15 protein-coding genes and 4 tRNA genes are annotated in these 21,292 nt (G+C 62.0%); 18 read left to right on the forward strand and 1 reads right to left on the reverse strand.

The window, feature by feature from the left end; translation table 11 throughout:
- The first annotated feature begins 37 nt into the window (after positions 1 to 37).
- From CAP13_RS08910 to CAP13_RS08975, 13 genes are all read left to right on the forward strand, one after another.
- On the forward strand, positions 38 to 949 hold the full coding sequence (locus CAP13_RS08910) for an ABC transporter permease (RefSeq protein ID WP_342743228.1): 912 nt from the start codon (positions 38 to 40) through the stop codon (positions 947 to 949).
- Between the two features lie 4 nt (positions 950 to 953).
- Positions 954 to 2,087, forward strand: a complete 1,134-nt coding sequence (locus CAP13_RS08915; RefSeq protein WP_085831247.1) for an ABC transporter ATP-binding protein — start codon at positions 954 to 956, stop codon at positions 2,085 to 2,087.
- A 3-nt stretch (positions 2,088 to 2,090) separates the two neighbouring features.
- Positions 2,091 to 3,116 (forward strand): ABC transporter ATP-binding protein, encoded by a 1,026-nt coding sequence (locus tag CAP13_RS08920; protein ID WP_085831248.1) that lies wholly within the window; start codon positions 2,091 to 2,093, stop codon positions 3,114 to 3,116.
- 859 nt (positions 3,117 to 3,975) lie between these two features.
- Positions 3,976 to 4,065 (forward strand) — tRNA-Leu (locus CAP13_RS08930).
- Positions 4,066 to 4,406: 341 nt separating this feature from the next.
- Positions 4,407 to 6,128: an ABC transporter ATP-binding protein gene (locus CAP13_RS08935; RefSeq protein WP_245798995.1), complete on the forward strand. Its 1,722-nt coding sequence runs from the start codon at positions 4,407 to 4,409 to the stop codon at positions 6,126 to 6,128.
- A gap of 416 nt (positions 6,129 to 6,544) precedes the next feature.
- Positions 6,545 to 8,890 carry a SpoIIE family protein phosphatase gene (locus CAP13_RS08940; protein WP_085831250.1) on the forward strand — a complete coding sequence of 782 codons (2,346 nt, stop codon included), beginning with the start codon at positions 6,545 to 6,547 and terminating at the stop codon, positions 8,888 to 8,890.
- Positions 8,891 to 9,019: 129 nt separating this feature from the next.
- A complete protein-coding gene (locus tag CAP13_RS08945; protein WP_085831251.1) occupies positions 9,020 to 9,760 on the forward strand; it encodes an anti-sigma factor antagonist in 741 nt (246 codons plus the stop codon).
- 222 nt (positions 9,761 to 9,982) lie between these two features.
- Positions 9,983 to 10,058 (forward strand) — tRNA-Gly (locus tag CAP13_RS08950).
- 41 nt (positions 10,059 to 10,099) lie between these two features.
- Positions 10,100 to 10,173 (forward strand) — tRNA-Cys (locus tag CAP13_RS08955).
- Between the two features lie 271 nt (positions 10,174 to 10,444).
- Positions 10,445 to 10,519: transfer RNA gene (locus tag CAP13_RS08960), tRNA-Val, on the forward strand.
- A 296-nt stretch (positions 10,520 to 10,815) separates the two neighbouring features.
- A complete protein-coding gene (locus CAP13_RS08965; RefSeq protein ID WP_281249012.1) occupies positions 10,816 to 11,679 on the forward strand; it encodes a PRD domain-containing protein in 864 nt (287 codons plus the stop codon).
- Positions 11,672 to 13,612, forward strand: coding sequence for a PTS transporter subunit EIIC (locus CAP13_RS08970; RefSeq protein WP_085831253.1), 1,941 nt, complete (start codon positions 11,672 to 11,674; stop codon positions 13,610 to 13,612). Before CAP13_RS08965 ends, CAP13_RS08970 begins: the two co-directional genes overlap by 8 nt.
- On the forward strand, positions 13,609 to 14,607 hold the full coding sequence (locus CAP13_RS08975) for an ADP-ribosylglycohydrolase family protein (protein WP_085831254.1): 999 nt from the start codon (positions 13,609 to 13,611) through the stop codon (positions 14,605 to 14,607). Before CAP13_RS08970 ends, CAP13_RS08975 begins: the two co-directional genes overlap by 4 nt.
- Positions 14,608 to 14,839: 232 nt before the next feature.
- On the opposite strand, the gene CAP13_RS08980 is transcribed toward CAP13_RS08975, so the two are convergent.
- Positions 14,840 to 15,475, reverse strand: a complete 636-nt coding sequence (locus CAP13_RS08980; RefSeq protein WP_085831255.1) for a helix-turn-helix transcriptional regulator — start codon at positions 15,473 to 15,475, stop codon at positions 14,840 to 14,842.
- A 914-nt stretch (positions 15,476 to 16,389) separates the two neighbouring features.
- On the opposite strand from CAP13_RS08980, the gene nrdD reads away from it, so the two are divergent.
- The 5 genes from nrdD (at position 16,390) to folB (ending at position 21,279) form a co-directional block, all read left to right on the forward strand.
- The gene (gene nrdD / locus CAP13_RS08985) at positions 16,390 to 18,612 is read left to right on the forward strand and encodes an anaerobic ribonucleoside-triphosphate reductase (RefSeq protein WP_085831256.1); all 2,223 of its coding nucleotides are present in this window, start codon (positions 16,390 to 16,392) and stop codon (positions 18,610 to 18,612) included.
- A gap of 417 nt (positions 18,613 to 19,029) precedes the next feature.
- Positions 19,030 to 19,617 carry an anaerobic ribonucleoside-triphosphate reductase activating protein gene (gene nrdG, locus CAP13_RS08990; protein WP_085831257.1) on the forward strand — a complete coding sequence of 196 codons (588 nt, stop codon included), beginning with the start codon at positions 19,030 to 19,032 and terminating at the stop codon, positions 19,615 to 19,617.
- 83 nt (positions 19,618 to 19,700) lie between these two features.
- Complete coding sequence (gene folE, locus CAP13_RS08995; RefSeq protein WP_085831258.1) at positions 19,701 to 20,258, forward strand: GTP cyclohydrolase I FolE; 558 nt, start codon at positions 19,701 to 19,703, stop codon at positions 20,256 to 20,258.
- 1 nt (position 20,259) lies between these two features.
- Positions 20,260 to 20,778, forward strand: a complete 519-nt coding sequence (locus tag CAP13_RS09000) for an HD domain-containing protein (protein ID WP_097677704.1) — start codon at positions 20,260 to 20,262, stop codon at positions 20,776 to 20,778.
- Between the two features lie 12 nt (positions 20,779 to 20,790).
- Complete coding sequence (gene folB, locus CAP13_RS09005; protein ID WP_085831334.1) at positions 20,791 to 21,279, forward strand: dihydroneopterin aldolase; 489 nt, start codon at positions 20,791 to 20,793, stop codon at positions 21,277 to 21,279.
- Positions 21,280 to 21,292: the final 13 nt, after the last annotated feature.

Genomic DNA, 21,292 nt, shown 5'->3' on the forward strand with positions numbered 1-21,292 from the left:
TACAATGCAAGAGCCGAGCCCCACCCAGCGGTCCGGCATGGCAGCCAAGGCGGAGAAATCCTCCACCGAGGCGCCGCGCCCCTCGCGCACGCTCTGGGGCGACGCCTTCAAGCGCCTGCGCCGCAACAAGCTCGCCGTGGCGGCGATCATCTGGATCGTCTTCGTGGTGATCGTGGCGCTCACGGCAGATCTCTGGGCCCAGCAGCTGCTCGGCTCACCCACGTCGTCCGATTCCACCACGCTGGCGCAGACGTCGCTGCTCGCCCCCAATGCGGAGCACCCCTTCGGTACCGACGCCCTCGGCCGCGACATCCTCGTCCGCGTCATCTACGGCGCGCGCGTGTCGCTGTCCGTCGGCATCATGGCTACGGCGATCTCCACGGTCATCGGCCTCATCTTGGGCGCCCTGGCCGGTTTCTACGGCGGGATCTGGGACACGATCATCATGCGTGCCGCCGACATCTTCCTGGCCTTCCCCTACGTGCTTTTCGTCGTCTCGATGATCGCGGTCATCGGGCGCTCGCTCACGAACGTCTTCGTCGCTATCGGTATCCTCGGCTGGCCGTCCATCGCCCGCGTCTTCCGCTCGGCGATCCTCACGGTCAAGGAGAACGACTACGTGGATGCGGCGCGTGCGATGGGCGCTTCTGACATGCGCATCATCTTCCGTCATATCTTCCCGAACTCCGTCGCCTCGATCGTGGTCTACGCGACCATGAACATCGGCGGCGCCATCCTGACCGAGAGCGCCCTGTCGTTCCTCGGCATGGGCGTCGTGCCGCCCACGCCCTCGTGGGGCACGATGATCCAGGACGGTCAGGCCTACCTCACGACCGCTCCGTGGATGATGATCATGCCCGGACTGGCCATCCTCTCGACGGTGCTCGCCTTCACCCTGCTCGGTGACGGCCTGCGTGACGCCCTCGACGTGAAGATGAAGGATGCGTAAACCCATGGCAAAGAAGAACAGCTCCCACGTGGATCTCAAGACGCTGCCGGTCCCCGAGGGCCAGCATCTGCTCGAGGTCGACGACCTCAAGATGTACTTCCACACCGAGGACGGCATCGTGCATGCCGTCGACGGTGTGAGCTACACGCTCGACCGCGGCGAAACCCTCGGCGTGGTGGGCGAGTCTGGCTCGGGCAAGTCCGTGACGGCCATGACCATCATGGGCCTGATCCCGATGCCTCCCGGAAAGATCGAGGGGGGTCGCGTCACCTATCGCGGGCATGATCTCCTGAACATGTCCGAGGAGGAGATGCAGCACGTCCGCGGCAACGACATCGCGATGATCTTCCAGGATCCGATGACCTCGTTGAACCCGGTCTACAAGGTCGGCAAGCAGGTGGGGGAGGGTCTGCGCCTGCACCGCGGCTACTCCAAGCAGGAGGCGCATGAGGCGGCCGTCAAGCTCCTCGACCTCGTGGGTATCCCCGAGCCCGAGCGTCGCGCGAACGAGTACCCGCACCAGTTCTCGGGCGGCATGCGCCAGCGTGTCATGATCGCCATGGCGCTCGCCTGCGACCCCGACATCCTGATCGCCGACGAGCCTACGACGGCACTCGACGTGACCATCCAGGCGCAGATCATCGAGCTCATGCAGGAGATGCAGGAGAAGAACGGCAACGCGATCGTGATGATCACGCATGACCTGGGCGTCGTCGCCGACATGGCCGACAAGATCATGGTTATGTACGCCGGCCACCCGGTTGAGTTCGGCACCGCCGAGGAGATCTTCTACGAGAGCCGCCACCCCTACACCTGGGGCCTCATCCGCTCGATCCCCGAGCAGGCGATCGACGAGAAGAAGCCGCTCACGCCCATCCACGGCAACCCGCCCTCGCTGGTGAACCTACCGAAGGGCTGCGCATTCGCGCCGCGTTGCCCCTATGCGCAGGAGCGCTGCATGAACGAGCGCCCGGAGAAGCACGCCCACGGCGACGGCCACTACGCTGCCTGCCACTTTGCTGACGACGACGCCTTCGTCGCTGCCAACGCACCCGACACCTCGCGTTCGCGCGGTGAGGTCGCCCTGGGCGAGCCCGTCAAGGCGAATCGGTCCACTTCCGAGGGAGGCGAGGCGTAAGCCATGGCATCCACTGAGAAACAGCCCCTGCTCAAGGTCGAGCATCTGAGCAAGGAGTTCCCCGCCGGCTCCGGCGTCTTCGGCGGCCGCCTCTCCCGGAGCGTCGTCTCCGCGGTGAAGGACATCTCGTTTGAGATCTATCCGGGCGAGACCTTCGGTCTGGTTGGTGAATCGGGCTGCGGCAAGTCGACCACGGGCCGCACCATCATGCGCCTGAACCGCCCCACCGAGGGCAAGGTCTTCTTCGACGGCCGCGATGTCTCTGTGATGAACAAGCAGGAGCTCAAGGCCATGCGCCGCGACATGCAGTTCATCTTCCAGGACCCGTATGCGAGCCTGAACCCGCGCATGACCATCGGCGAGATCGTCTCCGAGCCGATGACCATCCACAACGTCGGCACGCATGAGGAGCGCATGGACCGCGTGCGCGAGCTCCTTGATGTGGTGGGCCTGAATCCCGAGCACATCAACCGGTACCCGCACGAGTTCTCCGGCGGCCAGCGTCAGCGTGTGGGCATCGCCCGCGCCTTCGCCCTGCGTCCGAAGCTCATCATCTGCGACGAGCCGGTGTCGGCCCTCGACGTGTCCATCCAGGCGCAGGTGCTGAACCTGCTCAAGGACCTGCAGAACCGTTTCGGCACGGCCTATCTCTTCATCGCGCACGACCTCTCGGTGGTGCAGCACATTTCCGACCGCGTGGCCGTGATGTACCTCGGCAAGATGGTGGAGGTCTCCGATTGGAAGAGCCTCTACGCCGAGCCGCACCATCCGTATACGCAGTCCCTGCTGTCCGCCGTGCCCGTGCCCGATCCGGATATTCAGCGCGATCGTCGCCGCGTCATTCTTGCCGGCGATCCGCCTTCGCCGATCGATCCGCCGACCGGGTGCCGATTCCACACCCGTTGCCCGATCGCTCAGGCGATTTGCTCGAAGGAGCAGCCCGAGTTCAAGGAGGTCGCTCCCGGACATCGGTGCGCCTGCCACTTTGCCGAGGCGTTCCCGATCAAGGAGAGCCATATCGACCTGTAGGGGTTTTCGTTGCCCTGACGCGGGCTTCCCTCGCTACTCCCGGCGCGTGGCTTCGCGAACGCGCCGGGAGTAGCGAGGGGAGCCCGCTGTGCGTTGGCCCCTTTCCAGAGAAGGGGGAGGTGAGCGGCGCCTCAGGTTGCGGGGTTTGCGGCCCCGGATGAGCGGATCCTGGAGTGCAAGGCTCGTGGCTGCGGCCCTGGGATAGCAGAGCTTGGGATATGGGGGCTCATGGCTTTGGCCCCGGGAGACTTAATTCGTGCAAGAAACGTACTTTAGACCTCGCTTTTTGGCTGATCTGCCAGGAGGCACTGCCGAAAGTATGTTTTTGACATCGTTCCACCCGGGACGACGCCCGCGCGCTCGTTTGGCCGGGAAAACGTACTTTACTCATCGCGTTTTGGCAGATTTGCCTCTGGACGCTGTCGAGAGTATGTTTTGGAGGTCATTGCTGCTAGGGAGAGAATCGTGCGCGCCTTTGCCCAGGGAAACGTACTTTACTCATCGTCTTGAGGCAAATCTGCTTTCAGAGCTTGTCCAAAGTATGTTTTGGACGTCATCCCGGTCAGGCTGGATGGCTGCATGCTCTTTCGTCTAGGAAAACGTACTTTACTCGCTGTCTCAAGGCAAAACGGCTTCAAAGCGTTGTCAAGAGTATGTTTTTGGATACTATCTTTCCCTGGCCATGCTCAAACCACATGAAGATGTGCTTGATGTCGATCACATGCGCGGGCACCCTGCCAGCCAAAGTCGCGTCGAAAGGGCGCGCCGATCGAACGGCTTGGACTGACTTCCAAACTTCCCAAAAAAGTTCTTGCACTGTCTGAACCGTTCGGGTTATTATTCTCCTTGCTGAAACCACGTCGGAGTGGCGGAATTGGCAGACGCGCTAGCTTGAGGTGCTAGTGACCACATTGCGGTCATGCGGGTTCAAGTCCCGCCTCCGACACCAGCGCATTGTAGACGCGAATCCATCTGGGTTCGCGTTTTTCTTTGTATCGCGTGCAGCCCGCGGCGCCCGCCGTCATGCGCCCCCTGCGTCCGTTTCTCATAGAGGGCCAGCGTACAGGGGTCAACGCGCACGCCGGGCCCGTGACTTGCTGCCCACATTCCCGCGCCCACCGCCATCGCACCCTCGTGTCGAAGCGGGCCCCAGTGGGTACAGTCCCTAAGTATGCATATATATCTGGGAGGAGATCAGCTGTGAGCTCATCAGCTAACGCACGGACGCGCACATCTGTCGCGGTGACCATGCGGTCGCTTCAATACTTCTGGCGCGTGCTGAGGCGCCAAATGCCCATGTTCATCGCAAACGTCCTGACAACCTTGGGCTTCGTGTTCTTCCTATCGTTCATGAATCCCTACATCATCGGTGGCATCGTCGACATGGTGGGGGCCGGCGGCATCAGAGCAGATGAGGTCATTCCCACCTTCGGCCCGGCCATCCTGGCGCTCATCGTCGTGAACACCCTCGGCCAGGTCTGCAGCAAGCTGCAGGACTACACCTGCGCCCGCCTGGAGATCGGCGGCAGCTTCGAGCTCGGCCGTGAGGCCTTCGACGCCCTCTCGAACCAGTCGATGACCTTCCACACCAACCGGTTCGGCGGTGCGCTGGTCAGCTCGACGCAGAAGTTCCTTGGGGCCTATACGCAGCTCGTGCACAACTTCACCTACGCGGCCCTGCCGACGGTGGCGTCGGCGGTCCTCACCATCGGCCTGCTCGCCCCGCTCGTCCCGGCATACGCCGCGGTCCTCACGGTGGTGGTCATCGTTTACACCGCTGTGGTCTACCGGCTCTACCGGAAGATCCTGCCCTACAACGACGCCGCGAGTGCCGCCCAGAACCGCCTCTCCGGCGAGCTCTCAGACTCCATCACCAACATCCTCGCGGTAAAGACCTCGGCGCGCGAGGCCTACGAGCAGCAGCTTTTCGAAGCGGCAAACGAGGACTCGCGCCGGGCCGACTCGGCGCGGATGCTGCGCACCGTGAAGACCGGTGCGGTCACGAGCTCGATGATCGTCCTCATGATGACGATTGTGGCTATCTTCATCGCCGGGGGAACGGCGTGGTTCGGCATCTCAGCCGGCACCGTCGTTATGATGTTCACCTACACGAACGCCCTGACGATGCGCATGAACATGCTCGCCCAGACCTTCCAAACCATCAACCGCTCATTTGGCGAGGCCCATGACCTAACCGTTGTCCTCGATGAGCCCCGTCTCGTGGATGACGAGCCGAACGCGCCGGCCCTGAAGGTGGGGGAGGGAGCGATCGATTTCAGCCACGTCGACTTCAGGTACGCCGACGCAAGCGAGGGCGATACGGTGTTCAGTGATTTCTCGCTCTCCATCCCCGCAGGTCAGCGCGTGGGCCTGGTGGGTCGCTCAGGCTCGGGCAAGACGACGCTCACGAGCCTGCTGCTGCGCCTCGCCGATCTCACCGGCGGCGAGATCCGCATCGACGGGCAGGATATCTCCCGGGTGAACCAGGTGAGCCTGCGCCGGAGCATCGCGTACGTGCCGCAGGAGCCCCTGCTCTTCCACCGCAGCATCAGGGAGAACATCGCCTACGGCAAGCCCGATGCGATCGAGGAGGAGATCGTCGAGGCGGCTCGCGAGGCGAACGCCCTCGAGTTCATCGAGAAGCTGCCCGACGGGTTCGAGACGCAGGTGGGTGAGCGCGGCGTCAAGCTCTCCGGCGGCCAGCGCCAGCGCATCGCCATCGCCCGCGCCATGCTCACCGACGCCCCCATCTTGGTGCTCGACGAGGCGACGAGCGCGCTTGACTCCGAGAGCGAGAAGCTCATTCAGGACGCCCTCACCCAGCTCATGCGCGGGCGCACCGCGATCGTGGTCGCGCACCGCCTCTCGACCGTGGCCGAGCTCGACCGCATCGTGGTCATCCGCGACGGCCAGGTGGTCGAGGACGGCCCGCATGCCGAGCTCGTCGAGGCCGGCGGCGAGTACGAGGCCCTCTGGAGCCGTCAGTCCGGCGCGTTCCTGGGCAGCGAGTAGAGGGGATCGCAGGCAGCTAGCTGTGGGCCCCGCCGGGCCAGTTTGAACGGCTTAGGTCCGACCGTCGAGATGCGGCGGCGGGCCCCATACCCGTCTGTCGATTTGAATTGCCGTGCGCCCCTGGGTGCGCGGCGCTCCTACAGTGCAGGGGCGGGGTGCTGTAGGCCGTGTTCCAGGGTGCCCGCTGCCCTCTCTGGCCATCCCGCCCAGCCGCTGCTCAGCCGGTTTTGCAGCGCGTGCTATCATGCGTTTCTGTAGATGACGGGGCTCGCAGCCGGCCTTGGTGGTTCGCGTGGGCCTGATGAGTCGGGTGCTCAGACCGCCGCGAGCCGTGTCGAACGGGCCTCATGGGCCCGCTCCCCATCTACCAAGCCGACCCTGACCGACCCTGAAGCGTGGAACGCAAGGAGGCGCACATGGAGGCTATGTCAGAAGGCGAGATCACCGAGATCGTCCGCCTGGTTGAGATCACAAGCGACGCGGTTGCGCTCGTCGATCCCGATGGCACGGTGATCCACGTCAACCACCAGCTGCTCTCCCTCATGCAGGAACGTCGCCGCAACGTGGTCGACGTCGACATCAAGGACCTGCTCTTCAGCGCCGATTTCGAGCGGTCTCAGGACCATCGCCTACCCTTCACCACCGACGGCAGCGACAACACCCTCATGCTCAAGCTCGCGGACGGATCGTTCATCCCGGTGCGCGTTCGCGCCCTCGGCATGATCGCGCATCGGATTCCGTTCGGCCGCAGGCGCCGCGATCGCGACCGCCTCCTCGTGGTCATAAAGAGCCTTGAGGAGCAGTATGAGAACGACCGCCGCACGCGCCGCCTGCTCTCCCAGCTTCAGTCCGCCAACAAGCGCCTCTCGGGCACCCTCTCCATCATCATGTCCACCGTCGGCTCGCGCGACATGCCGCAGCTGCTCGACACCGTCCTGAACCGCCTCGTCGACACCCTGGATGCCGGGGGCGCCACGATCTACTTTGCGGAGAACGGCGGTTTCAAGTTGCGGGGAACCTCGTCCTCGCTCGCAGATCGCACGGGTTATCTGCCCGAATTCGTCCCCTTCGGGTCGGGCGTGGCCACCTATGTCCTGCATGTGGGCAAGCCGTGCCGGTTCTCCGTCGTGGCGGCCTCAGGCGGGGGCCGGGCTGCCACCCTCTACGATCTCGACACCCGCGAGTCGACGCCCCTGCGCATGCAGGACACGCCGCCGTTCAAGGCCCTCATCGCCGTTCCGGTCTACTTCGGCACCCAGGTCCTTGGTGTGATCGAGCTCGGTTGGATGAGGCCGACCACGCCGCGCGAGAGCGATGTCCGCGTGCTCGAGGTCGTCTGCGACTACCTCTCCATCGAGCTCGTGGGCCTGGTGAGCGCCATGAGGGCCCAGCGAACCTCCGAGCTCACGCGCTCCCTCAACCGCCTGCGCGACACGCTGTTCGCCGCCGGTGGCGATCGCGGGCTCGCCTGGCGCTCTCTGATCACCGAGGCGAGCCGCGCCCTCTCCTGCCATATGCTCCCGATCCTCCGGGACCGCCTACGAGACCGCTACCTCCTTGACTTCGAAGGGGGGAACCTCGTCGAGCTCCCCGGGGGGATCGACGGTCTCTTCTTCTCCACCACGGCCCCGGCCTCGCGGACGGGCGTGACGGCTCGCACCGGCGGCTTCGGGGGCGAGGGGAGGGGCGCCGGTCCCTCGCTTGCCCGACGGCTCGCCCGCATCGACCTGACCACGCCGGCGGGGCGCTGGCTGCGGGATCAGGGCATGCCGTGCCAGGGCGCCTTCGTGGATCTGGGCCCCGATGCCGTCCCCCCCGAGACGTCGGATGGCGGGTCGGCTCCGGTCGACACGGTCGAGCTCGCGCGCTCCGGGGAGGGTACGCCGCGGTGCATGTTCCTCCTCCTGCGTGACGCCAGCCAGGAGCCCGTCGACGATATCGAGTACGACTACCTCGAGCGCTTGATCCGCGACTACGAGCTGATCGACGCGGGTGAGTGCGCGAGGGGGGCCGATCACCAGATCGCGCAGGCCCTGCAGATCGGAATGAGGAACGCCCTCGGCGAGGTCCCGGGAATCGCCTGCGATTCGCTGTACTCCTCCGCGACGAAGCAGGCGCTCGTGGGCGGCGACTTCTACACGCTGATTCGCCTGCCCGACGACCGCGCCGTCATGATCCTGGGAGACGTGTCGGGCAAGGGCGTCGAGGCGGCTTCGATGTCCGCCATGGCGAAGACCGCGCTCACGGCCTACGCTTGGGAGGGCATGACGCCGGCCACGATGGTGCGGGCCCTGAACCGCATGCTCACGGCCTTCTCGCGCGTGGAGACCTTCGTCACCGTGTTCGTCGTGAAGATCGACCTGCGCGCCCGCGTGGCCACGTACTGCTCTGCCGGGCACCCGCCCACGATGCTCGTGCATCCCGGCCGCGAACTCGAGCTGCTCACCGTGCAGTCCGGTGTGGTGGGCGCTTTCGACACGATGCGCTACACGAGCGGCTCCTTTGAGTTCGACCCGGGCGACCTGCTGTTCATGTACACGGATGGGGCCATCGAGGCACGCGATCCGGCGGGTGAGTTCTTCGGCGAGCAGCGCCTGCGCGACACCGTGCTCTCCGTGAGCTCGCAAGGGGTGCACGGTCTGTGCGAGCAGGTCCTCGCCCGCCTGGATGAGTTTACCGCATCGGCGCTGGATGACGATGTCGCCATGGTGGCCTTGGAGCTCGGCGTGGCGGAGGAGACCGCAGGGGAGGCGGGGGCCTGATGATGGCGGTGCGGTGCGGGTCGACGGCTTTGGTCCGCTTTTCGCAGATTCGGTGCCGTTCCTGTGACGGCTTCGTCCGCTCGCCGGACGCTGCGGTTGAGCCCGATTGCATAGGGGAACGATAGCGGCATGAAGAACGAGATGAACGACATAGCGGTTATCGCGCCCTCAGGCGACATCGACATCAACACCGTGCCGCTGCTGCGCGAGCAGCTTGACGCGGTCCTTGACACCGAGACGCGCCGGGTGATCATCGGCTGTCAGAACGTTGATTTCATCGATTCGAGCGGCCTCGCCCTGCTGCTCTCGCGGACGCGCCAGATGGTCGCGCGCGGGGGCGTGCTCTCGCTTGCGAACGCATCTCCGCAGATCCTGCGCATCTTTCAGATTGCCCAACTGATCGACATCCTGCACGTGACGCCGGCTGATAAGCCGCCGCTTCCGGTGCTTGCGCCCGACGCCATGCCCCGGTGGAGCCGTACGATGAAGGTTCCGGCGGGCATCGAGCATCTGTGCGAGTGCCGTCGCCGTGTGAGCGAGCTGCTCGACGAGGTGGCGATGGGGGATCAGGCGCGGTTCGATGCAGCCCTTGCCGCTGGGGAGGCGCTCTCGAACGCCTACGACCACGGTGATGGAAAGGACAGCCTGCTGTCGATTCGCGCGTACGCTGATCGCGTGGTGGTCGAGGTGCGGGATCGTGGTTGCGGGTTCGAGATCGCCGACGACGAGGAGCCTGAGGAGAGCGAGGAGCGCGGACGGGGGATCCGCCTCATGCGCATGCTGATGGACAGCGTCGAGGTCCGCCGCCGCAACGACGGCGTCTGCGGTACGAGCGTGCGTTTGGTCAAGCTGCTGGATCCCGTTGCGTGAGGGGCGCCGAGCGCCCTCCTGTGGTCTTACAGTCTGGAGATTCGACTCAGTCCAGTTGCGCCGGAGGTGGTGGTGTCTGGGAGACCGCCTCCCCATGGTTTGAGAAGTTGCTCACAGCATGAGAGACCTGCGGTTTCGAGTGTATAGCGCCCCTTTGCGGCAGACTTTTTAAAATTCCCCCTTGCATGGTCCTTGCAAATCGCGTATATTACTTTCTCGCAAGCGGACATGGCTCAGTTGGTAGAGCACAACCTTGCCAAGGTTGGGGTCGCGGGTTCGAGTCCCGTTGTCCGCTCCATCGCATGCGAAGGGCCGGTTGAAAAATCGGCCTTTTTCATCGGCGACGTGGCCAAGTGGTAAGGCAGAGGCCTGCAAAGCCTTTACCCCCGGTTCGAATCCGGGCGTCGCCTCCATAGGAGAGCAGCAGCTCAGAGGTACTGTTTCAGCCTCTGGGCTGTTTTGTTTTCAGGGGTGTGCACCAAAGCCCGCCGCAAAATCGAGCGCCGAACACTGCGCTACGTGCGAGCAAAACGTTTCTGAGTCCCTCGGTCCGTGGGGAAACACGCGGGTGTTCGACCGTTTCTCGTTGCCCGACCGCGTGTCAGTAAATCAATCCAAAAAGGTCTTGCGACGGCCGTCGGGGCTTGGTATAGTACTCCTTGCGCAAAAACGCGCACCTGAGACGGGCGTTTAGCTCAGGGGGAGAGCGCTTCCCTGACACGGAAGAGGTCACAAGTTCAAATCTTGTAACGCCCACCACAAAGTTCACAGCCCTGAGGACATATCCTCTGGGCTGTTTTTTTACAGCTAGGTTTCCATATTTCGGAATGCGCTCTGCGAGAGCCTGCCGTTCACCGATTATCCAAGTTCGCTCATCGGGGGAGCACTCAAGAGCGCAGTATACTTTCAAACATATACAGGGTAGTGATTGCCATTAGCAAGCTAGGCCTGTCTGCGATTGAGGTTTACGACCTTTGTCGCGGGCAGGTCTTTTTCTATTTGGATAAAACAACTTTGTATGTGCGTATGAAGGTATCGAGTGTAAAGAGGCTGTTGTGAGGATCCGAAAACTTCTCAGCAATAACGCAGCTGCTGTAATGGATGAGTACGGTCGAGAAAAGATCGTTACTGGCAAAGGTGTGGCATATGGGCGGATGGTTGGAGAGCCTCCAAACTCCGATCGCATCGAAAAGGTTTTCTCGCTCTCAACGGACGACTTACGTCTCCGTTTCGAAGAGCTTCTAACTGAGCTTCCGATCGATCAGATTCGTGCTGTTGAGCAAATTGTGGATATGGTAAAAGCGGGCCTTGGACGTGAGGTGAGTGAATCTCTCTATATTGCTCTGGCTGACCACCTCAACCAGGCTCTTTCAAATTATGTAAAAGGTCTTCGCGTTCCCAATGGACTCCTGATCGATGTCGTTCGGTTCTATCCCGATGAGTATCGCCTTGGCGTGCAGGCCCTTGGCGTTATTCATGCGAACACAGGCATCGATCTTCCAATGGACGAGGCGGGTTTTATCGCGCTTCATATTGTCAACGCAGAGACAGGATCAGGTTCTGGAATTCAACGTGCGTCGTTTGTCGCCGAAGTCATCGCAGGTGTTCTGGAAATCATTCGCATCGAGCTTGGTATCGATATTGCCGAGGACTCACCTGTTCACTCGCGTCTCATCAACCACCTCAGGTATTTTGCGAACCGCATACAAGATTCCGAGGATTTCAGCAGCGCAAAAGAAGATCTGGATTTACTCCGCGTGGTTTCTGCGACCTATGGTGCCGCATATCGCTGCGCGCAGTCGATTACGCAATACATCGAGGACAAATATGGTTGCCATGTTGGCGGAGAGGAGCTCTTGTATCTGACTATTCATGTTCAGCACACTATGCAGGAGAAAGAGGTAAAGGATCATGGCTGATTACCGTGAGCTGGCCGCATTCGTAATCAAGAATGTGGGCGGTCGCGAGAACGTTCAAGACGTCACGCACTGTCTAACCAGATTGAGATTCAAACTGAATGATGAGGATCTGGTTGATGAGGATGCCCTGCTTGCCAATGGCGGAATCGTTACTGCTCAACGCTCGGGAGGACGTTACCAAGTGGTGATCGGATCCCATGTCGACGCGGTGTACAAGGAGGTGATCCATCAACTGGGAATCGAAGAGGGTGTCTCGGCTCCTGTTGACAGCGGTGGGAGCATTCTCGACCGCTTGACCGCCATCATCACACAGACGATCGCCCCGACGCTGGGGGTACTTGGCGGAACGGCGCTTATCACGGGTCTTATGGCTTTACTGGTCGCAGCTGGCGTTATTGTGAAGGACAGTGGGGAGTACTTGCTGCTGAACGCCCTCGGCAGCGCCTGTCTAACATTCTTTCCGGTAATCTTGGGATACACGTCTGCCAGGGCATTCGGATTGAATCCCTTTATTGGTATGATCCTCGGATGTGCCCTGGTCTTTCCCGACCTTGCTTCTGGTATGGGCTCCGGTGAGGCAATATATACTCTTTTGCCTGGTACCCCGCTTGCTATGCCCGTGTACAAGACGTTTTTCAGCATCCCAATACTGTTTCCATCGACAGGCTACACTTCAACTGTGATCCCAATCATATTTGCGACCTATCTCGCATCGATTGTGGAGCGCAACACTAACAAGATCATGCCGCAGAAAGCTCAGATGTTTCTGACCCCCGCTGTGACCGTACTTGTTGCTGGGGTGATATCAGTTTTGATCGTGGGCCCTGTCTCGATTATGCTCACTAACTTAATTAGCTGGGGGATCAATGTCCTCCTGGACACGGTCCCCGTTATCGCATATATCGTCTTTGCCTTCGTCTATCAGCCTTTGGTTATTCTCGGTCTACACTGGGCTCTGATCTCGGTCGGCATCATGGAGCTCATGGGAACGGGATCGACGCTGCTCATCGGGCTTATTTTCCCCGCATCCTTCGCACATCTTGCCGTTTGCGCCGCGATCGCAATGCGGTCAAAAAGTGAGAGAATGCGCGAGATGTCAGTGGGCGCCGTGGTCTCAGCGTGCTTCTGCATCATCGAGCCATCAATCTATGGTGTCACCTTACCGGTGAAGAAACGATTCGGAATCTGCATGGTGGCTGGGACAATCGGAGCGGTGATTTCCGGACTCACGGGCACGCGGATGTTTGCGCTCACCATGGGTGTGACGGGGTTCGCAGGTTTCATCGATCCGGCCACAGGCAACGCTTCATCGGTGATGACGTGCATCATTGCCGTTGCTGTGACGATGGTCGTGGCGTTTGTGGCTGCATGGCTTAGCTATCGCCCACTTGATGATGGCATTGAACCTCAAAACAATGCGGGATTGGAGGAAGACGAAGGCGAGGCAGGAAAACTGGCCACGCGTCACGAGCACGTTTCCATCATTGCTCCTGTTAACGGCAAGGTTGTGCGCTCCGCGCCTTCTGCCGGCGCGACGCGCATCCTGATGGAAACAGCGGGTCGCACCTCCCTTATCGCTCCACTCGGGGGCGAGGTGTCGTACCCATCCCTGCCCGGCGCGATGGAAGTTCGATCCGCCGGGGGCATCCTCGTGCGCATGTCATTCGATGATGATGCGATCAAGTATGGCGGAGGCTCAATAACATGGCTTGTGCCTGCGGGTTCACATGTGCTGCCCGGTGACGAGGTCGCATATGTCGAAGGGCCCTCAGATAACCTTGTGATGACGCTCGACGCCATACTCGGGCGTGGGTGCCTCGATGCCATCGTAACGGCGAAGGATGTTGTCACCGCTGGCGATGAGGTCATCGCGGCGATCTCCGATGTGCACGCCGAAGGTACGTTGCCTTTTAATGCTGAGGTGGTGGCATGAATAGCTTCAGTCGCGCCGACCGCGCGTGGGGTGCGCTCCTCGGCTGTGCGGTTGGGGATGCAATGGGCATGCCCACTGAGATGATGTCCATAGACGACATCGAGGAAGTGTTTCCCAATGGCATCGATCGGTTCTATCCTTCGAGCGAAAGAGACCTTTTCGGTAGGTCTATGAAGGCGGGGACGGTGACCGATGATACGGTGAATACCGTGCTTGTTGCAGAGATGTATATCTCTAGCGGCGGGTCTATTGATCCAAAGGCTTATATAGACGGTCTGATGGCTTGGGTCGATGAGCACCGCACAATTGCAGACCTCGTGGTTGGCCCAAGCACCCGACGTGCCCTTGAATCGATTGAGCGCGGCATGCCAATCGAGCGGGCAGGAATATTTGGTGTGACAAATGGCGCGGCGATGAAAATAAGCCCCGTCGGTATCGTGCGTGATTATAGGCACCTTATTTCGCTGGTGGACGAAGTCGAATGCATCTGTATTCCAACGCATAATACAAGCCCGGCGATCGCATGCGCGTCGGCCATTGCAACAGCAGTGAGCTACGGCGTTCGTGGGGGTGATTCAATCTACGAGCTCTGGGAGGTTGCTCTTGATGCGGCGCGCGAAGGTGCGCGTCGTGGCTACAACGCCCCTTCGCCTGACGTTGTCGGCAGGCTCGAATCCGTTCAGAGGCTAGCATTTTCTGAGGGTTCCAGCGCTGTAATCTCTGCTTTGAGGCATAGGTTTGGTACGGGTATGTCGGCTGCTGAGACGGCCCCGGCTGCGCTTGCCGTGGTAACACTTGCTGATGGCGATCCAATGCGCGCCGCTAGCATTGCGGCGACGTTGGGAGGTGATACCGACACAATAGGATCGATTGCGTCATCGATATGCGGAGCGATGAGGCCGGTTTTCACCATGGAGACCGCGGCTTTCATCGATCAGGTTAATGGCTTGGATCTTAGGGGGCTTGCTGAGCGCTTAGCTGCCGTCTCTGATTAGACCGGGATATCCTGAGGCTTCAGGCGCTTAAGGGTTCGGGCGCTGCATGTTGGCACCCCAGATTGAGCGTGTTAAGACGCGCATAGAGCTCCAGATGATCGTTTGGGTTCCGGTGTGGTTGTCCAGTAGGGGCGGCCACACCGGCTATTGATTTTATCGACATGGTCTCTGAACGTCGTCCTGGATGCACAGAGGCCCCTGTATGCATGTGGTCATACACCTACAGGACCGCTCACCCAAGCACACTATCCACGATCGCCATCTCGACATACATGACCAGGAAACCCGCAATCCCGCCCAGGATCGCCATGCCGCCGATGCGGAGCGCTTTCATCCACCAGGGTGCAAGGCGCCTGCGGCGGGACACCGCGGTGGAGCGATCGGGCTCTCGTCCTTCGTAGAATGCGAGGACCTCCTGATATATCACAAGGTCATGGTCGAGCTTGATCTTCTCCACCCAGAAGGCGGCGAATATGGCCGCGCCGGCAAACAGCGCGACGAGCAGGAGCGTCGGCACCGCGTGCTCCAGGGGCCAGTTCCAGATGATGGTCTGTGTGGTGAACCAGATGCCCGCAGCGGCTGCGAGCGCAATGAGCGCAAGCATGGCAACACTGAGGTTGCGGAAGGTCCGGATGCCGCTGTCGATCGTCTTTGCCATGGTCTCAACATCTCCTTTGATAAGGGAGTCCGCGGTCACTCTGAAGATCTTGGAGAGGAGGAGCAGGCTCTGGATGTCAGGGAAGGTTCGGCCATTTTCCCAGCTGCTGATCGTCTGACGGCTCACATACACCCGTGCGGCCAGCTCGTCTTGGGACATATCCGCATTCGTCCGCAGACCGCGGATGTGGTTCCCGATCTCCAACCCCATGCTCCCCACCTCCTTCAATCACGCTGTGGCCCCGTGCTGTCTCAACCATGGCGCATCGCGTCGCATCGTACCATCAAAGGGTTTCGACATCCGGTTCACCGGTCGGGTCGGTGCTGTCAAATGCTCTTTACGATGGTTATCACCTTGCGTTTTCATACTCTCCTCCTGTGGCGGCGGGGGGGGCGGAACCTCATGCAGGTTGTGTCCAGTGGCCCTAATGGATGGCGCCCGTGCCCGTGTCCTCCAAAACGTCATCTCGACGCCATTCCAGAGGCGATTTGCATGGGACCGCCGTCCAGATGACGTTTTGAGGCTCGTTTGCGCCGAACGGGGCAGTGCGGGGCCGGAGAGCAGGAGTTGGAGGATCGGGAACCAGGCCGCAAGTGGCGCCAACGTTGAGTGAGCGCATCGCTCCACCGCCAAGCGAGAGCGGCCTGCCGACACCGCACACTCAAAGCCGCCCTCCGCTCCGCCGCGCGAACACAAGATGTGGCTCCGCACATCCGCAGCTGTTCGTAATCCTCGATTAGTGGATTTTCAATCAAATATGGCGACGCCCCGCCCTCCGCACGCACCTTGAAAGACCGCAGGTGTCCGCGTTGACACCTATAAACCCGTCCGACTGGTTCGTTGATGACAGACTTGTCATCCAACCGTTTTACCTGCTGCAACACAATATGTAGTGATTGATAAGAAAAAATGTACATCATATGGTGGAGAAGTTGGCCTACTATAGAAGGGCAGCACATCAGCTGCATCGATGCGCCAAACCTTGTGTCCGCGCGACAGCGCATCATGCAAACGTAGTTCAACCGTGGCTGGAGAAGAGGAACCCGAGGGGCGCGAGCCTATCGGGCGGGGGCTTCCCACCACGAAGGGCATCTATCGGACCGAGCTGGGGAAGGGCGGCAACCATGAAGATCATCAAGCGGAGCGGAGCCGAGGTCGCGTTCGACATCGACAAGATCATCAACGCCATCAAGGGGGCCAACGCCGAGGTGCAGGAGGCCGATCGCCTGAGCGAGCGCGGCATCGCCTTCGCCGCGCAGAACGTCGCCGAAGCCTGCGAAGCCGCGGGCCACACCGTCTCCGTCGAAGAGATCCAGGACATGGTCGAGAACGAGATCATGAAGCTCGGCCACTTCGAGGTTGCCCGCCGCTACATCATCTACCGCTACCTGCAGAGCCTGAAGCGCACCAAGAACACCACGGACGATAAGATCCTCTCCCTCATCGAGTGCAACAACGAGGAGGTCAAGCAGGAGAACTCCAACAAGAACCCAACCGTCAACTCGGTGCAGCGCGATTACATGGCCGGCGAGGTCTCCAAGGACCTGACCCAGCGCGTCCTGCTTCCCGCCGAGGTGGTGGAGGCCCACAACGAGGGCATCATCCACTTCCATGACTCTGACTACTTCGCCCAGCACATGCACAACTGCGACCTCGTGAACCTCGAGGACATGCTGCAGAACGGCACGGTCATCTCGGGCACGCTCATCGAGCGCCCGCACAGCTTCTCAACCGCCTGCAACATCGCCACGCAGATCATCGCCCAGGTGGCCTCCTGCCAGTACGGCGGCCAGTCCATCTCCCTCACGCACCTTGCGCCGTTCGTCGACGTGAGCCGTCAGAAGATCCGCCGCCAGGTCCTCTCCGAGCTCGAGGAGCTCGGGGTCAGCGCCGACGCCGAGAAGGTCTCCTCCGTGGTGGAGGAGCGCCTCCGCGATGAGATACGGCGCGGCGTCCAGACCATCCAGTACCAGGTGGTCACCTTGATGACCACCAACGGCCAGGCGCCTTTCGTCACGGTTTTCATGTACCTCAACGAGGCCCGTAGCGAGGCCGAGAAGCGCGATCTGGCGATGATCATCGAGGAGACCCTGCGCCAGCGCTATGAGGGCGTGAAGAACGAGGCCGGCGTCTGGGTCACCCCCGCCTTCCCCAAGCTCATCTACGTGCTCGAAGAGGACAACATCACCGAGGGGACCCCGTATTTCCACCTCACGGAGCTCGCCGCCAAGTGCACGGCGCGCCGCATGGTGCCCGACTACATCTCCGAGAAGAAGATGCGCGAGCTCAAGCTCTCGAAGGGCGAGGTGGCAGGCGAGGGCGACACCTACACCTGCATGGGCTGCCGCAGCTTCCTCACGCCCGACCGCTCGGGCAACGGTTACGGCAACGTGGCCAAGGCCGGCAACTACGAGCCCGATCGCCCCAAGTACTACGGCCGCTTCAACCAGGGCGTGGTCACCATCAACCTGCCCGATGTTGCCCTCTCCTCCAAGCGCGACATGGACCGCTTCTGGGAGATCTTCGATGAGCGTCTGGAGCTCTGCCATCGCGCGCTGCGCTGCCGCCACGAGCGCCTGAAGGGCACCCTTTCCGACGCCGCGCCCATCCTCTGGCAGTACGGCGCCCTCGCGCGCCTGGGCAAGGGCGAGGTCATCGACCCGCTGCTCTACGGCGGCTACTCCACGATCAGCCTGGGTTACGCCGGCCTCTACGAGTGCGTCAAGTACATGACGGGCGCCTCCCACACCGATGCCGCCGGCACGCCGTTCGCCATGGCCGTCATGCAGCACATGAACGACAAGTGCACTGAGTGGAAGGATGCCGAGGACATCGACTACTCCATCTACGGCACGCCGCTTGAGTCAACGACGTACAAGTTCGCCAAGGCCCTGCAGCGCCGCTTCGGGATCGTCCCCGGCGTGACGGACAAGGGCTACATCACGAACAGCTACCACGTGCACGTCACCGAGGAGATCGACGCCTTCGACAAGCTGAAGTTCGAGAGCCAGTTCCAGCGCCTGTCCCCGGGCGGCGCCATCTCCTACGTCGAAGTGCCCAACATGCAGGACAACCTCAAGGCGGTCGTCCGCGTGATGCAGTACATCTACGACAACATCATGTACGCGGAGCTCAACACCAAGAGCGACTACTGCCAGAAATGCGGCTTCGACGGTGAGATCCAGATCGTCGAGGACGATGGCAAGCTCGTCTGGGAGTGCCCCAAGTGCGGCAACCGCGATCAGGAGACGCTGAACGTCGCCCGTCGCACCTGCGGCTACATCGGAACCCAGTTCTGGAACCAGGGCCGAACGGAGGAGATCCGCGACCGGGTGCTCCATCTGTAGGGGTTCTCGGGGCTGGGCAGGGGTGCGACATCCCGTGCTCAGACAGCGGGCTACGCCCGAACTGCGCCGGGACGTCGCGCCCCTGCCCAGCCCATGAACGGGCTACGGGGCACGCGGGCGCGAGAGTCTCTGAGGAGGAAGCTGGGCTGCTGTGTGATGGCGGTCCCGGTCGCCCCGAGGGCTGCAACGGCCATGGGCAGATTTGGCTGTCGTCGCGGTTGCGGAGCCCAAGTGGCCCTCAGCGCTCTCGTTGGGGGAATACGCTTCTTGTTCTCGAGGCAGTCGATGCGTCCGCTCAAACGAGCGCATCTCAACGCGGGCAATCCTGCCAAGAATGTAACGGTGAGAGGGAAGTACGGGGAGACGGGATGGCCGCAGGCTGTCCCGTCCGATCTAGGTGAGCCCCGAGGAGTGTGCATGAATTACGCAACGATCAAGTACACCGATATCGCCAACGGTGAGGGCGTGCGCACGTCGCTGTTCGTCTCGGGGTGCCGGCGCGGTTGCCCGTTCTGCTTCAACGAGGCCGCGTGGAACTTCCATGCAGGCGAGCCGTTCACCCGTGCGGTGGAGGACGAGATCATCGAGAGCCTGGCGACCCCGTTCATGGACGGCCTCACGGTGCTCGGGGGCGAGCCTATGGAACCAGAGAATCAGGCAGGGCTCGTAGGCTTCTTGGAGCGGGTCCGCGAGGCGTATCCGCGCGAGAGCGGGAAGACGATATGGATCTACACAGGGGATGTCTTTCACATCGAGCTCGTCCCCGGCGGCCGCCATCACCGGACCGCCACCACAGATCGCATCCTTGAGCTTGCGGACATCCTGGTGGACGGCCCCTTCGTCCAGGCGAAGCACGACATCGACCTGAGGTTCCGCGGCTCCTCGAACCAACGGATCATCGACCTCGTGCGTACGCGCGAGAAGATGGCCTCAGGTGCTGGGGCGAGGGAGGCGGTCACGCTCTGGGAGGACGACCCCATCTTCTCCACGCATGAGATGATCTGAACCGTTACCATACGCAGCCTCCGTCGCGGTGCCCTGCACCCGTGGTACCATGGCCTGCGAACTGACGCGAGGAGGCATCGAGGATGGTCGATCAGGAACTGGTTGAGAGGGCCACGCGCCTGCTGTTGCAGGGTATCGGGGAGGATCCCGATCGCGAGGGCCTGCTCGAGACCCCGATGCGCGCGGCCCGCATGTACGCCGAGCTCATGGCCGGTATGGACGCCGACGCCTCCGAGCACCTCTCCCGCACCTTCGAGGTAACCTCGAACGATCTCGTGCTCGAGCGTGACATCCCCTTCTTCTCCCTGTGCGAGCACCATCTGCTGCCGTTCTACGGAACCGCTGCGATCGGCTACATCCCGAACGGGCGCGTAGCCGGTCTCTCGAAGCTCGCGCGCACGGTCGAGGTGTTCGCCCGCCGCCTGCAGCTGCAGGAGCGCCTCACCTCCCAGATCGCCGACGCCATGATGGAGCACCTGGCCCCGGCCGGTGTCATCGTCTACCTCGAGGCGGAGCACATGTGCATGACCATGCGCGGCGTCTCCAAGCCTGGCTCCAAGACGGCGACGCTCGCCCGCCGCGGCGCCTTCGAGGATGATCCGGCCCTGGAACGGCGCTTCTTCGATCTGCTCCGTGCCTGATATGGATCGGCTCGCCGCGGAGGCGGAGATGATGCCCAGGGTGGACGCCATCTGGCGGGCCCCGCTCTTCCAGCACGAGCTCGCACGCATAGCCGTCTTTGAGCGGGGCCGCCGGTTCTGCCATCACGACCTCGCCCATCTGCTTGATGTGGCCCGCCTGTCTTGGATCCGGATCTTGGAGGAGGGCGTCTCCATTCCATGTGACCTCGTGTACGCGGTCGCCCTGCTGCATGATATCGGCCGCGCTGAGCAATATGAGACGGGGGAGCCGCATGACGTCGCCGGGGAGCGGATCGCCACAGAAATCCTCGCCGCCCTGCCGGGTCAAGCGTGCTTCAATGAAGATGAGCAGCGTCGGATACGCTCCGCGGTGCGGGCCCACCGCTCGCATGCGGTGCAGGATCCGCTCGCGCGGGTGATCGCTTGGGCCGACAAGGCCTCGCGACCCTGCTTCGCCTGCCCTGCCGCCTCCGATTGCAATTGGTCTCTCGAGAAACGGAACCTCAACGTCAGGATCTAGGAGATGATCGGTATGCCTGAGATGGAGCTCCCTATGCACGCGACTGAGGCTGCAGATGCCTCGCTCATCCGGCATGAGTGCGCCCTGCCGGCGGTGCGCGACCGGCTCGCACGACGCATTCAACACGATTCGCCCCACTTGGACCGAATCACCATCAACGGCCTCGAGGTGTTCGCGAACCACGGTGTCTATCCGGCGGAGAACGAGCTCGGGCAGAAGTTCGTCGTATCGCTCACGCTCTTCTGCGACCTGCGTCAGGCTGGCGAGCACGACGACCTTGACGCCTCGATCGATTACGGGGCCGTCTGCCATGAGGTCGACGCCTACCTGCGCGAGCACACCTTCAAGTTGATCGAGGCGGCTGCCGAGGGTGTGGCCGGACTGCTGCTGCATCGGCATTCAGCGCTTGCCGCCGTCCGCGTGAAAATCGAGAAGCCCTGGGCCCCGGTTGGCCTGCCGCTCACCTCGTGCGCGGTCGAGATCGAGCGGGCACGGGTCTGAGCGACCGTTCGCG

This window comes from Collinsella vaginalis (genome assembly GCF_900176655.1).
Classification (GTDB): Bacteria; Actinomycetota; Coriobacteriia; order Coriobacteriales; family Coriobacteriaceae; genus Collinsella; species Collinsella vaginalis.

Bases quoted from the DNA above. Each gene is read 5' to 3' on its own strand.
- CAP13_RS08910 (WP_342743228.1), top strand. From the start codon at position 38: ATGGCAGCCAAGGCGGAGAAATCCTCCACCGAGGCGCCGCGCCCCTCG.
- CAP13_RS08915 (WP_085831247.1), top strand. From the start codon at position 954: ATGGCAAAGAAGAACAGCTCCCACGTGGATCTCAAGACGCTGCCGGTC.
- CAP13_RS08920 (WP_085831248.1), top strand. From the start codon at position 2,091: ATGGCATCCACTGAGAAACAGCCCCTGCTCAAGGTCGAGCATCTGAGC.
- CAP13_RS08935 (WP_245798995.1), top strand. From the start codon at position 4,407: ATGCCCATGTTCATCGCAAACGTCCTGACAACCTTGGGCTTCGTGTTC.
- CAP13_RS08940 (WP_085831250.1), top strand. From the start codon at position 6,545: ATGGAGGCTATGTCAGAAGGCGAGATCACCGAGATCGTCCGCCTGGTT.
- CAP13_RS08945 (WP_085831251.1), top strand. From the start codon at position 9,020: ATGAAGAACGAGATGAACGACATAGCGGTTATCGCGCCCTCAGGCGAC.
- CAP13_RS08970 (WP_085831253.1), top strand. From the start codon at position 11,672: ATGGCTGATTACCGTGAGCTGGCCGCATTCGTAATCAAGAATGTGGGC.
- CAP13_RS08975 (WP_085831254.1), top strand. From the start codon at position 13,609: ATGAATAGCTTCAGTCGCGCCGACCGCGCGTGGGGTGCGCTCCTCGGC.
- CAP13_RS08980 (WP_085831255.1), bottom strand. From the start codon at position 15,475: ATGGGGTTGGAGATCGGGAACCACATCCGCGGTCTGCGGACGAATGCG.
- nrdD (WP_085831256.1), top strand. From the start codon at position 16,390: ATGAAGATCATCAAGCGGAGCGGAGCCGAGGTCGCGTTCGACATCGAC.
- nrdG (WP_085831257.1), top strand. From the start codon at position 19,030: ATGAATTACGCAACGATCAAGTACACCGATATCGCCAACGGTGAGGGC.
- folE (WP_085831258.1), top strand. From the start codon at position 19,701: ATGGTCGATCAGGAACTGGTTGAGAGGGCCACGCGCCTGCTGTTGCAG.
- CAP13_RS09000 (WP_097677704.1), top strand. From the start codon at position 20,260: ATGGATCGGCTCGCCGCGGAGGCGGAGATGATGCCCAGGGTGGACGCC.
- folB (WP_085831334.1), top strand. From the start codon at position 20,791: ATGCCTGAGATGGAGCTCCCTATGCACGCGACTGAGGCTGCAGATGCC.